Source organism: Serratia sp. GW822-FHT06D09, assembly GCF_058799515.1.
This window is the reverse complement of the sequence record NZ_JBXALO010000004.1, coordinates 285,644-298,159: the sequence shown is the minus strand read 5'-3', so window position 1 is coordinate 298,159 and position 12,516 is coordinate 285,644. Positions and strand designations below refer to the sequence as shown.

10 protein-coding genes are annotated in these 12,516 nt (G+C 55.2%); 2 read left to right on the top strand and 8 right to left on the bottom strand.

What is annotated here, in order from left to right; translation table 11 throughout:
* Positions 1–317 precede the first annotated feature (317 nt).
* The 4 genes from AC1RKG_RS12350 to parC all read right to left on the bottom strand — a co-directional run bounded on the left by AC1RKG_RS12350 (position 318) and on the right by parC (position 6,792).
* Positions 318–1,613, bottom strand: coding sequence for an SGNH/GDSL hydrolase family protein (locus AC1RKG_RS12350; protein WP_493183145.1), 1,296 nt, complete (start codon positions 1,611–1,613; stop codon positions 318–320).
* A gap of 264 nt (positions 1,614–1,877) precedes the next feature.
* Positions 1,878–3,293 carry a cell division protein FtsP gene (gene ftsP / locus AC1RKG_RS12345; protein ID WP_020828679.1) on the bottom strand — a complete coding sequence of 472 codons (1,416 nt, stop codon included), beginning with the start codon at positions 3,291–3,293 and terminating at the stop codon, positions 1,878–1,880.
* 132 nt (positions 3,294–3,425) lie between these two features.
* Positions 3,426–4,160 (bottom strand): 1-acylglycerol-3-phosphate O-acyltransferase, encoded by a 735-nt coding sequence (locus tag AC1RKG_RS12340; RefSeq protein ID WP_493183143.1) that lies wholly within the window; start codon positions 4,158–4,160, stop codon positions 3,426–3,428.
* 358 nt (positions 4,161–4,518) lie between these two features.
* Positions 4,519–6,792 (bottom strand): DNA topoisomerase IV subunit A, encoded by a 2,274-nt coding sequence (gene parC / locus AC1RKG_RS12335; RefSeq protein WP_020828681.1) that lies wholly within the window; start codon positions 6,790–6,792, stop codon positions 4,519–4,521.
* Positions 6,793–7,107: 315 nt separating this feature from the next.
* Here parC and AC1RKG_RS12330 point away from each other — a divergent pair, with 315 nt between their 5' ends.
* Both AC1RKG_RS12330 and AC1RKG_RS12325 read left to right on the top strand, forming a co-directional pair.
* Positions 7,108–7,689: an NAD(P)H-dependent oxidoreductase gene (locus tag AC1RKG_RS12330; protein WP_020828682.1), complete on the top strand. Its 582-nt coding sequence runs from the start codon at positions 7,108–7,110 to the stop codon at positions 7,687–7,689.
* A gap of 159 nt (positions 7,690–7,848) precedes the next feature.
* Positions 7,849–8,157, top strand: a complete 309-nt coding sequence (locus AC1RKG_RS12325) for a putative quinol monooxygenase (RefSeq protein WP_020828683.1) — start codon at positions 7,849–7,851, stop codon at positions 8,155–8,157.
* Positions 8,158–8,184: 27 nt separating this feature from the next.
* Here the strand turns inward: AC1RKG_RS12325 and AC1RKG_RS12320 are convergent, their stop codons facing one another.
* From AC1RKG_RS12320 to cpdA, 4 genes are all read right to left on the bottom strand, one after another.
* Positions 8,185–9,081: a LysR substrate-binding domain-containing protein gene (locus tag AC1RKG_RS12320; protein WP_493183141.1), complete on the bottom strand. Its 897-nt coding sequence runs from the start codon at positions 9,079–9,081 to the stop codon at positions 8,185–8,187.
* 80 nt (positions 9,082–9,161) lie between these two features.
* Positions 9,162–11,057: a DNA topoisomerase IV subunit B gene (gene parE / locus AC1RKG_RS12315; protein WP_020828685.1), complete on the bottom strand. Its 1,896-nt coding sequence runs from the start codon at positions 11,055–11,057 to the stop codon at positions 9,162–9,164.
* A 47-nt stretch (positions 11,058–11,104) separates the two neighbouring features.
* Positions 11,105–11,689 carry an esterase YqiA gene (yqiA, locus tag AC1RKG_RS12310; protein WP_020828686.1) on the bottom strand — a complete coding sequence of 195 codons (585 nt, stop codon included), beginning with the start codon at positions 11,687–11,689 and terminating at the stop codon, positions 11,105–11,107.
* Positions 11,689–12,516 (bottom strand): 3',5'-cyclic-AMP phosphodiesterase, encoded by an 828-nt coding sequence (cpdA, locus tag AC1RKG_RS12305; protein WP_020828687.1) that lies wholly within the window; start codon positions 12,514–12,516, stop codon positions 11,689–11,691. Before cpdA ends, yqiA begins: the two co-directional genes overlap by 1 nt.

The window sequence follows — 12,516 nt, the reverse complement described above, 5'->3', positions numbered from 1 at the left end:
ATTTAATTTATATTCACGTAATTTTCCAGCGCACAACACCAGTTTTCATGACAGCACTAATCCTAAAAACTTTAACCCCCCGGCATCCTCCCTTCTTCTCTACGCGAAATAGCAAACGATTAACTAACAGACACTCTCCCAGACATCATCCGTTAATTAGCATCACTATGGGGTGCCTCTCAGGCTTCATGCCAGACAAAAGTTAAAAAGCCCGGCCCCCGTAGAACAGAGAATCCAGGCTTTGCTAGCGAATTGAGATTACACTCCTCACCCCTTTGACATCAGATATTTTTCATATTAACCGGCTGAGGCAGGAATTACGGTAATACCTGCTGTTGTTTCAAGTACTGGCTTACGTGCTCTGCCAACAGTTTGTGAGTGTGGGTAGTCGGATGTAATAGATCCCAAAATACATAAGTATCTGCGTTGGTGCAGGCAGCACGCACCGGAAGTGCATTGATATAATTCAACGATGAAGGCGCATGGATATCGAGACAGGCCATTTTAGTTTCACTGACCTGATAGCGAGCAGGGTTATCAAGCATGTCAGTAAACAACGCAGCCAAGTTAAAAATGATCACCGGTGAATCAGGATGGCTCCGGTTGATATCGTCCACTACCTGCTTAATACGGGTATTGTAATCATCGATCTGTCGCTTGATCTTTTCCCCGTCCTGACGAAAAGCAAACTCCGGCGCCCGCGTAATATTCGGTAAATTGAGTACCAGCACCTTTTTCGCCCCCGCACTGACCAGTCGATTAAGCGCCTTGGTTTGATTCGCAATCAGGCCATCAACCCCTTGATTATAGGTAACCAAATCATTAGCACCGATCCAAACGGTAAACAGCGAGTTTTCCGGCCGATAGTTTTTAGCCTTTTTCATGTAAATCAGCCACGAGTCAACCTGATCAAGCAACCCGGGAATGACCAATTTTTGCTGATTGGACGCCGCCCCCCCCACAGCCCAGTTATATACGGGTAAATGGTTCTGCTTCGCCAGATATTCAACCCAGGTGGGGCCATTGCTGAACCGCCCTAAAAACCAGCTTTTAGGATTAGGGAAACGCCATAATGACGCATTAAATACATTATTCGTATCACTAAGACTGTCCCCAAAAGCAATGATCTTATTGATACCTACGCCTTGCGTCGGCGGGTCATTGCTCCAAACGCTGTAGTTGAATGAAAGCTTATTGTTAGCTGCAGCAATCATCGCCAGAGGTTGATCAATGCCGGCCCGACTCAGGGTGTTGTCGCACACCTGATTCAGCGCAGTTAATGATGTATCACTGTAAAACATATTCTTCCAGGACATTGCGAACGATGACCACCAACTTCCCTGCAATCGATAATACGTCGTTGAATCGATATTCTTAGCCCAGAGATAATCTGCCCGTGGGGAGATACTGCTCGGGTCGATACGGTAATAACACCGCAAGTAAGTATAGGTATTATTACTCTTACCGAATAAGAAAGGAGAACCTTTATCAATGACATCAGGTCCTTTGGGTGAAAGGGTATTATTAACGCCCCCCTGCGGAATGGGAGCTAAATTATCATTAGCAAAAGCAGCAGAAGAAATAAACAGTAATGCATAAAGTGATTTTTTCATAAAAGAATTCTCTTCTTATCGCACCGGATGATGCGATAAAAAATATGACATCGACAGAATGTCATATACAGGTCCTTTTAAGACTTCAAAGAAGACTATTTGACAGCATGTTTTTTTAATTAAGATAATTATTAAAAAGGAAATCCCCAACTGTCTATTAAGACGCCTTTATATTCTTTCTCTTAACAAGAGATATCCCCTGTGGTCGGCTTGCGGCCACAGGGAACGAATTAAACCCCAAGATGATGCAGAAATACTCCGGGTTTAGAGTGCAGGCTGCACCATAAACTGGCCTGCGCTGCCGCGATCTGCCATTTCCAGCGTCTGGCTGTAGTAGAGGAACGGGAAATGTTCTGAGGTGGACTGATTGAAGTAAACCAACAGCTCAACGTCTCCGTCGATCCATACCGTGTCTTTCCAACCGCGATCTTCTGCCATTGGCTGCGCACCGTTAACGCGCTTGACCAGGAACTGTACGCCCTGAATGTGGAACGCCTGCGGGGTATCCGCATGGATATTCCAGCGCTCCCAGCTCCCCTGCTGAGTTTGCACATCGATGCGGTTCATGTCCCAGATCGCCCCGTTGATCCCGGCCTGGCTGTCGCCCAAACGGAACTCGCGGGTGCGGCTGACGCTGCCGTCCAACAGTTGATCGGCCAACAAGCGCATCGGCAGGTTATCGGTCACCAACGGCAACAGCCCGGTCGGTTTCAGCGTCAGCACCTGGGTAGAGACCAGGATGCTCGAAGGTTCAAACAAGCCGCGCAGGCGATCCATAATGCCTGCCGCTTCGCCGGCGGTGATCGTCACCTCATCGCCTTTTGACATGTCGATCAACACTTCACGGCGTTCGCCCGGTGCCAGCGAAAGTTGCTGTACCGCGACCGGCGCAGGCAAGAAGCCCTGATCGCTGGCGATCACGTTGAGCGGTCGGCCGTCACTCAGTTGCAGCATGTAGCGACGTGAGTTGGAAGCATTAAGCAGGCGCAGGCGCACCCAACCGCGGGAGACTTCGATATAAGGATTTTGTACGCCGTTAACCAACAGCGTATCGCCGACAAAGCCCCCCTGCGACGGCGGATCGTATTCCGGCGTGCCGAAGTTATCGAGGCGCTTGTCCTGAATGATTAGCGGGAAGTCATCTACGCCATAGTGATTCGGCAAAGGCAGCGATTTGCTGACCTCGTCTTCGACCAGCCACAGCCCGGTCAAGCCATTGTAAACATGCGGCGCCATGCGGTTAGGGGTGCTGGCATGATACCAGCAGGTGGCCGCATTCTGGCGGATCGGCAGCACCGGCGACCAGTCAACGTTGGGAGACATCATGCGCGGCGCGCCCCCCATCAACGTACCCGGCACTTGCAGGCCGCTGATGGTCATCGCCACCGGCTCCGGCAGGCGGTTGCTGTAAATCAGCTTTACGTCATCACCGTTGTAAACCCGCACCGTCGGCCCGAGGTACATGCCGTTGATGCCCCACACCGACGCCTTGCGGTTATCCATAAATGCCCAGTGGGCACGCTGTAAGGTTAAAAACAGCGGTTGCCCACGGCGGGATTCCAGCAACGGTGGGACAGGTAACGGGGTCTGCGTTCCGCTCGCCTCAGCCCTCAGCGGCACGGCTCCCGCGCACAGCGCCAAGCCCGATGCCTGAATAAACTGACGTCGACTGAGTGACATATTTTCTCCATGAAAAGCAATGACTAAACCGTGTGCAAAGACCGGGCCCCTGTTAATCAGATTAGCAGGAGCCCCGGCGTTAACGGCATTTGGCGCCGTTTAAAAGTTCATTCTTTGAAGCCGGTAGGAATATTATTTTCCGGCGGCATTGCGCTGGGCGACTTCCGCATCCAGCTCGGCGATTTTCGCCAGCATCAGCTCATGGCAATGGGCCGCCAGCTCACGCACATTTTCTCTACCGTAGCCGCTGATATCGACCGGCTCCAACATTTCGACGATCGCATGACCATTATTCCAACGGTTAAGATTAATTTTACCGCTGGTGGTGGAAACGCAGATGGGCACAATCGGCACCCCGGCGGCGATTGCCGCATGGAATGCGCCAGTTTTAAACGGCATCAGCCCGCGCCCGCGGCTGCGGGTGCCTTCAGGAAACATCCAGATCGAAATGTCGCGTTTTTTAAACTGTTCGACGACCTGTGCAATGGTGCCGTGCGCTTTGGCGCGGTTATCACGGTCAATCAGCAGGTTACCGGTCAGCCAATACAGTGGACCAAAGAACGGCACCCACAGCAGGCTCTTTTTACCCACGGTCACGGTACGCGGCTGCACCGCTTTGGCGGCGGTCACCATATCGTAGTTATTCTGGTGGTTAGCGATATAAATGCAGTTGCCATTTTTGGCCGCATCGGCCGGTACGCGGACTTCCACCTTCAAACCGAATAACCCGGAAAGGCGGCCAAACAGGTGACCGAAGGTCGCCACATGGCGAGGATCGCGCGGGCTGAACAAACAGTAAATAGAACCGAAGATGCACACCAAAATACAATACAGAGTGGCAAGAATGGCACGCAAAATTAATAACATAACAACCTCATTAGCACACTGCCGACACAGCCTGAAACGCTGCGCAGGTCCCTTTTTCACTTCATACTTGAAGCTGCATCTGTGTTGGCTGCGTCCGCGCACCCCAGTCACTTAGTTTACTAAGCTCCCAGGGATTTACGGCCTTGCCGCCTTGATGCAACTCCAATTATTTTGGGTAAACTCATTCTTTGATTGCAGGGGCTGAAAACCTGCCCTGCATTTTTTTGCTATTTTCCCGCCAGCCGGCGATACGCACAATAATTTTATGCAGAGAAATGTTAACTATTTGAAAATAATTGCCGGTTGCGTGAAAAAAAGCGGGCGCAATATGCTGCGCCCGCTTGTTATTCCCTCAGGGTTACTCTTCGCTGTCGCCCGTCGGCGCTCGTGCAGGCGCGTCGATCTCTACGCGATCGATACGCTGCAGGCCACGTGGCAGTGAGGTGCCTTTACGGCCCCGCTCCGCACGGAACTTCTGCAAATCTTCCGGACGCAGCGTCAGCTTGCGTTTACCCACATGCAGCGTCACAGAGGTCTGCGGCGGCAACACGAACAGCCATGTCAGCTTGTCTTCACCGGAGGCGGCCTGCGCCGACGGGATAGAGACGATCTTGTTACCTTTGCCCTTCGACAGCTGAGGCAGATCGGCAACCGGGAACAGCAACATGCGACCGGCTGCGGTGATCGACAGCAGCATATCGTCGTCGCCGTGGATCTCCATCGGCGCCAGCGCTTTGGCGTTGTCCGGCAGAGTAATCATCGCCTTGCCGGCACGGTTGCGTGCCACCAAATCGTTGAAGGTACAAACGAAGCCGTAGCCGGCGTCGGAAGCCATCAGCAGTTTTTGGTCGTCCGCCGCCATCAGCACCTGCTCAATGGTGGCGCCCGGCGGTGGTGTCAGCTTACCGGTCAGCGGCTCGCCCTGCCCGCGTGCCGAAGGCAGCGTCAGCGGATCAAGCGCGTAGCTGCGTCCAGTGGAGTCGATAAACACCACCGGCTGGTTGGTTTTGCCGCGCGCCGCGCTGCGGAAGCTGTCGCCCGCCTTGTAGCTCAGGCCGCTTGGGTCGATATCGTGGCCCTTGGCGCTGCGCACCCAGCCCATTTCAGACAGCACAATGGTCACCGGCTCTGAAGGTACGAAGTCGTGCTCACTCATCGCCTTGGCTTCCGAACGCTCGGTAATCGGCGAGCGGCGATCGTCGCCGTAGGCCAATGCATCGGCCTGGATCTCTTTCTTGATCAGAGTGTTCAGCTTACGTTCGGAGGCCAGCAGTGCCTGCAGTTGATCGCGCTCTTTGGCCAGTTCGTCCTGCTCACCGCGGATCTTGAACTCTTCCAGCTTCGCCAAATGGCGAAGTTTCAGTTCGAGGATGGCTTCAGCCTGAGTGTCTGAAATACCAAAACGCGCCATCAGCACCGGCTTGGGTTCGTCCTCAGTACGGATGATGTTGATCACTTCATCGATATTGAGGAACGCCACCAGCAAACCTTCGAGGATGTGCAGGCGTTTCAGCACTTTTTCCAGGCGGTAATTCAGGCGACGGCGTACCGTATCGCGACGGAACGCCAGCCACTCGGTCAGGATTTCTACCAGCCCCTTGACCTGCGGGCGGTTGTCCAGACCGATCATGTTCATGTTGATGCGGTAGCTGCGTTCCAGATCGGTGGTCGCAAACAGGTGGTTCATCACCTGTTCCAAATCGATACGGTTGGAACGTGGCACGATCACCAGCCGCGTTGGGTTCTCGTGATCGGATTCATCACGCAGATCTTCAACCATCGGCAGCTTTTTGGCGCGCATCTGGCTGGCAATCTGCTCCAGCACCTTGGCGCCGGAAACCTGGTGCGGCAAGGCGGTAATCACAGCGCTGCCGTCTTCTTTCTTCCAAACGGCGCGCATACGCACTGAACCGCGGCCATTTTGATAGATTTTGCGAATTTCGTCGCGCGGCGTGATGATCTCGGCTTCAGTCGGGAAGTCCGGCCCCTGCACGAACTCGAGCAGGTCTTCAAGCGAAGCGCCCGGCCGCTCGAGCAGCTCCACCGCAGCGGCAGCCACTTCACGCACGTTGTGCGGAGGGATATCGGTCGCCATGCCCACGGCAATGCCGGTGGTGCCGTTCAGCAGAATGTTGGGCAGACGTGCCGGCAACATCTTCGGTTCTTGCATAGTGCCGTCAAAGTTCGGCACCCAGTCAACGGTGCCCTGACCCAGCTCGGCCAACAACACTTCCGCATATTTGGACAGGCGCGATTCGGTATAACGCATCGCGGCGAAGGATTTCGGATCGTCCGGCGCACCCCAGTTCCCCTGGCCGTCTACCAGCGGATAGCGATAAGAGAATGGCTGCGCCATCAATACCATAGCTTCATAACAGGCGCTGTCGCCGTGCGGATGGTATTTACCCAGCACATCACCGACGGTACGGGCGGATTTTTTGAATTTGGCGCTGTTGCTCAGCCCCAGTTCCGACATGGCGTAGATGATGCGGCGTTGTACCGGCTTCAAACCGTCACCGATGTACGGCAACGCCCGATCCATGATGACGTACATGGAATAGTTCAGATAGGCGTTTTCAGTGAATGTGTGCAGCGGTAAACGCTCTACACCGTCATGAGTCAGATCACTCATTACTCAATTATCCTCAGACCGTGGCTTGGCAATCCCTGGACGACAAAGGGTTGATTCTGCCTGCGATAGTAACCCATCAGCAGGGTAGCTGTCACAGATGGCGCAGCAATCATCCGGCGAAGCCGGTGTATCAGGCAGTTTTGTGCAAAATAGCGCTATGCGGTGGCGCATTTATTGACTCACAGTCAACACTGTTGTGCGCTGGATCGCATTTTTACTTGTATTGCTAACGATTACACTGCTTCTCAGCGAAATGTTTCCCGCCCCCGGCGCGGAGAACATCACACATTCTAATTCTGACAGGAGCCGTGAATAATGAGCAATATCCTGATTATCAATGCTAAAAAGCAGTTTGGCCATTCCAACGGCGAACTCAATCAAACCCTGAGCGACGTGGCGGAAAGCTTCCTGCGCGATGTACCGCACCAGGTGCAGGTCACCGTCGTCGACGACGGTTACGACATCGAAGCCGAGGTGCAAAAATACCTGTGGGCCGATGTGGTGATTTATCAAATGCCGGGCTGGTGGATGGGCGAGCCGTGGATCCTGAAAAAATACATCGATGAAGTGTTCACCGCCGGGCACGGCAGCCTGTACGCCAGCGACGGTCGCACCCGCTCAGACGCCGGCAAGAAGTACGGCTCCGGCGGCCTGATCCAGGGCAAGAAATACATGCTGAGCCTGACCTGGAACGCCCCACTGGAAGCCTTTACCGACCCGGACCAGTTCTTCCATGGCGTCGGCGTCGACGGCGTGTATCTGCATTTCCATAAGGCCAATCAGTTCCTGGGAATGGAAGCGCTGCCGACCTTTATCTGTAATGATGTGATTAAACAACCGGATATCGACAGCGACATCGCACGTTATCGCGCGCATCTGACCGAAATTTTTGCTTAACTGATAGGTTATTCCCGAGATAATTCAAGTTGCATCAAGGCGGCAACCAAACGCATCCGCGGGAGCGTACAAGTGGTACGTGACCGGGGTAAGTACGGACAGCCAACAAAGAGGCGGCTTGAAGTATGATGGGAATACACGTCAACCAATGAGGTAATGATGATCACCGTAATTGCAGAAATCAAAACCAAGCCGGGCCACCGTGAAACGGTTCTGAAGGCGATTGAGAAACTGGTCCCGCTGGTACTGGCAGAAGATGGCTGTAGCGAATACACGCCGATGATCGACAGCCACACCCAGGCGCCATGGCAGAAGCTGTCGCCGGACTCGGTGTTTATGCTGGAGAAATGGGCCAGTCAGGCGCATCTGGAAAAGCATCTGGATATCGCTCACATGCACCGTCATCGTGACACCATCAAAGACAGCGTGCTGGGCGTGACCATTCACGTGCTGGGCAACGCCCTGTAAGACCGGTTGGGAACAGCCAGTCGTTTTCTACAGCGTCTGCGCATCAATATGCGCACTGACGTAGTCCAGAAAACAGGTAATACGCGCCGCCAACTGGGTATTGCGGTAATACACCGCATTAATCGGTTGGCGCACATCCAGCGTTTCCTGTTCCAGCAAGGGTATCAGTCGCCCCGCACGCTGATCGTCTCGCGTCATAAAATCCGCCAATTGCACTATCCCTTCCCCCCGTAACGCCAACTGACGCAGGGTTTCACCGCTGGAAGCCGAGATTGTCGGGGCAATGGCAAAATGCTGCGCCTGCTGATAGCGCAACGGCCACAGGTTGAGCGACTCCGGCTGGGTGAACCCGAGCAGGCAGTGCTCGCGCAGCGCTTCCACGCTGCCCGGCGTACCATAACGCGAGAGGTATTCCGGGCTGGCGAGAATACGCAAGCGGCTGGAGCCCAACAGACGTGCATGAATGGTCGAGTCCCGCAGCGCGCCAATGCGAATGGCAATGTCGGTGCGTTTTTCCAGCAGATCGATGATCAGGTTATCGGTATTCAGTTCCAGCTCAATCTGCGGATAGCTTTGCCGGAAACCGGCTACCAGCGGCACGATCACGTGCTCCATAAACGGAGCGGCAGCGTTGACCCGCAGTTTCCCGGCAGGGATCAACCTGCGCAGCGCCATTTGCTCTTCGGCGTTTTCCACCGAGTGGATAATCTCACGCGCATGGCTGAGAAAATTCTGGCCTTCTTCGGTCAGCTCCAGTCGACGCGTGGTGCGGCGCATCAGGGTCGTATCGAGTTTTTTCTCCAACCGGCTGAGTGCGCGGCTGATGCCGGAGGTGGTCTGGCCGAGCTGTTCGGCTGCGGCAGTGATGGAGCCGCTGTCAACGACGGTGGTAAAGGCCAGTAACTCTTCGAGGGTGATTTTCATGCATGCCGCCCAGAGTGGTCGGGTGCCGCACGCAGCGCCCCTGCGGAAAGAAGGCCCGGCGGAGAAGCCGGGCCTGACAGTCAGACAGAAAGCTCGGCCATATCGCCTTTGTCCTGCAGCCAGTTACGGCGGTCTTCTGAACGCTTCTTGGCCAGCAGCATGTCCATCATCGCCAGCGTCTGATCCACATCGTCGTCACTCACCGTCAATTGCACCAGACGGCGGGTATTCGGATCGAGCGTGGTTTCACGCAGCTGCAATGGGTTCATCTCGCCCAGCCCTTTAAAGCGCTGAACGTTAGGCTTGCCCTTTTTGCGCTTCAACTGCTCCAGCACGCCGGCTTTCTCTTCTTCGTCCAGCGCGTAGTACACCTCTTTGCCCAGATCGATACGGTACAGAGGCGGCATCGCCACATACACGTGGCCGCCCTTCACCAGCGAACGGAAGTGACGCACGAACAGCGCGCACAGCAGCGTGGCGATGTGCAAACCGTCGGAGTCCGCATCCGCCAGGATACAGATTTTACCGTAACGCAGTTGGCTAAGATCTTCGCTGTCCGGGTCAATGCCGATCGCCACGGAAATGTCGTGCACTTCCTGCGAGGCCAGCACTTCGTCCGAAGACACTTCCCAGGTGTTGAGGATTTTGCCTTTCAGCGGCATGATCGCCTGATATTCGCGATCGCGCGCCTGCTTGGCTGAACCGCCCGCCGAGTCCCCTTCTACCAGGAACAGTTCGGTCATGTTCAGATCCTGCGACGTACAGTCGGCCAGTTTGCCCGGCAATGCCGGCCCGCTGGTCAGCTTCTTGCGCACCACTTTTTTGGCGGCACGCAAACGCCGCTGGGCGCTGGAAATCGCCAACTCGGCCAGCTGTTCCGCCGCCTGAACGTTCTGGTTCAGCCACAGGCTGAAGGCGTCTTTCACCACGCCGGAAACAAAGGCCGCGCACTGGCGCGAAGACAAACGCTCTTTGGTCTGGCCGGCGAACTGCGGATCCTGCATCTTGACCGACAACACATAGGCGCAGCGGTCCCAGATATCTTCGGCGGACAGCTTAACGCCGCGCGGCAGGATATTGCGGAATTCGCAGAACTCACGCATCGCGTCCAGCAGGCCCTGACGCAGGCCGTTGACGTGGGTACCGCCCTGCATGGTCGGGATCAGGTTGACGTAACTTTCGGTCAGCAGCTCACCGCCTTCCGGCAGCCACAGCAACGCCCAGTCCACCGCTTCGGTATCACCGGAGAAGTTACCGACAAAGGCCGCTTCCGGCAGAGTGATCAAGCCGTTGACCGCTTCCATCAGGTAATCGGTCAGGCCGTCCTGATAGCACCAACGTTGCTCGGTATTGTTCAGCTTGTCGATGAAGTAAATTTCAACGCCGGGGCACAGCACCGCTTTGGCCTTCAGCAGGTGGCTGAGGCGCGATACCGAGAAACGCGGGCTGTCGAAGAACTGCTCGTCAGGCCAGAAGTGGATACTGGTGCCGGTATTGCGCTTGCCGCAGCTGCCGGTCACCGCCAATTCCTGTACCTTGTCGCCGTTTTCGAAGGCAATGCTGTAGACGTTACCGTCACGCTTGACGTTGACTTCCACCCGTTTCGACAGGGCGTTAACCACCGAGATCCCCACGCCGTGCAGACCGCCGGAGAACTGGTAGTTTTTATTGGAGAATTTACCGCCGGCGTGCAGACGACACATGATCAACTCAACCGCAGGTACGCCTTCTTCAGGGTGGATATCCACCGGCATGCCGCGGCCGTCGTCGATCACTTCCAGTGACTGATCGGCGTGCAAAATCACGTCGATGCGCTTGGCGTGACCGGCCAAAGCTTCATCGACACTGTTATCTATCACCTCTTGGCCGAGGTGATTGGGGCGCGTCGTGTCGGTATACATGCCGGGACGACGGCGCACTGGTTCTAGACCGCTGAGTACTTCAATGGCATCAGCGTTATAGCTGGATTGAGTCATCGTTGATTATTTTTTCGTGGTTAAAGGAAGGTGCCGGAACCGTCTGCTCAGACAGCGTTGAGCCCTAAAAAATCCACAATCTGGGGGAAGTAGTGCTCGAAACCGACGAAAGCGTGGTTTCCACCCGATTCCACCGTCTGACGGCACGCAGTGTAATAGGCCACCGCTTGCCCATAATCGAGAATTTCATCGCCCGTTTGTTGCAGCAACCAGATTAAATCCGGTGACTCCAAGGGATCGATCTGCATCGTTTTCAGATCGTAAACGTGTCGTGACTCTAACACATATTGCTGGCCGGTGTAGGGGTTCTCGTTTTCGCCAAGGTAGTCAATCAGCAGCTCAAACGGCTTCACGGCAGGGTTAACCACTACCGCTGGCAGTGAAAAACACTGCGAAAGCCAGGTCGCGTAGTAGCCACCCAGCGAGGAACCAACCAGGCCCATCGTCTGCCCGGCACGCTCCATCACCAGATTCTCGATCATTTCGGCGGCTTCAGCCGGAAAAACCGGCAGCTGTGGCACCAACATTTCGATATGCGGATGATGCTCGGCCAGCCACGCCTTGAAGGACGTCGCTTTGGCCGAGTACGGCGAACTGTTAAAACCGTGCAGATAGAGCAGCGTAGAAGGCATCAGTACCCATCCGAATCCATGTCGGGGCGGAAGTCGTCGTTTTCCAATCGGAAAACCTGCGTCTCGATACGGCCGTCCGGCAGCAAGTCAAGATAGCGCCAGCCGGGCGAAACATCGTCGATGGTAAAATTGGTGCAGTGCGGTTTGAACTGCACGCAGGTAGAGGGCGACGCCAGCAGACGACGCCCCTGCCACTCCAGATCCAGCTCCTGGTGAATATGCCCGCACAGCAGCGTGTTCACTTTCGGGTAGCGCAGCAGCACCGCACCCAGCATGTGTGGGTTGCGCAGGCTGTGCTGATCGAGCCAGGTGCAGCCGGAAGGCAACGGATGATGGTGCAGCAGCATCAGGGTATAGCGCTCGGGATAGGCCTGCAGGCAGCGCTCCATCCACTCAAGCTGGTACTCGCTCAGTTCGCCGTGCGGCACGCCGAAAACCTGACTGTCCAGCAGCAACACCTGCCAGTGGTCGCCCACCAGCACCTGCTTTGACGGGGCGATACCGGCGGCGGCCAATGCGTCGACCATCGCCGGCTGAAAGTCATGGTTACCCGGCAACCAGACGCAAGGCGCCGGCAGACGGGCAATACCTTCGGCAAAATGCCGGTAGGCAGCCAATGAATGATCCTGGGCCAAATCACCGGTGGCGACGACCAAATCAAAATCACGCTGCTGCGCCAAAATGGCGTCCAACACCGCGTGATAGCTGCGATAGGTATTGATGCCGAGCAAAGTCTCATTTTCGCCGGCAAAAAGGTGGGTATCTGTTATTTGCAGAATCCTGACCCTGGCCCCACTTGCCACGGTCGGTTTAAACAGGCTTTCCAA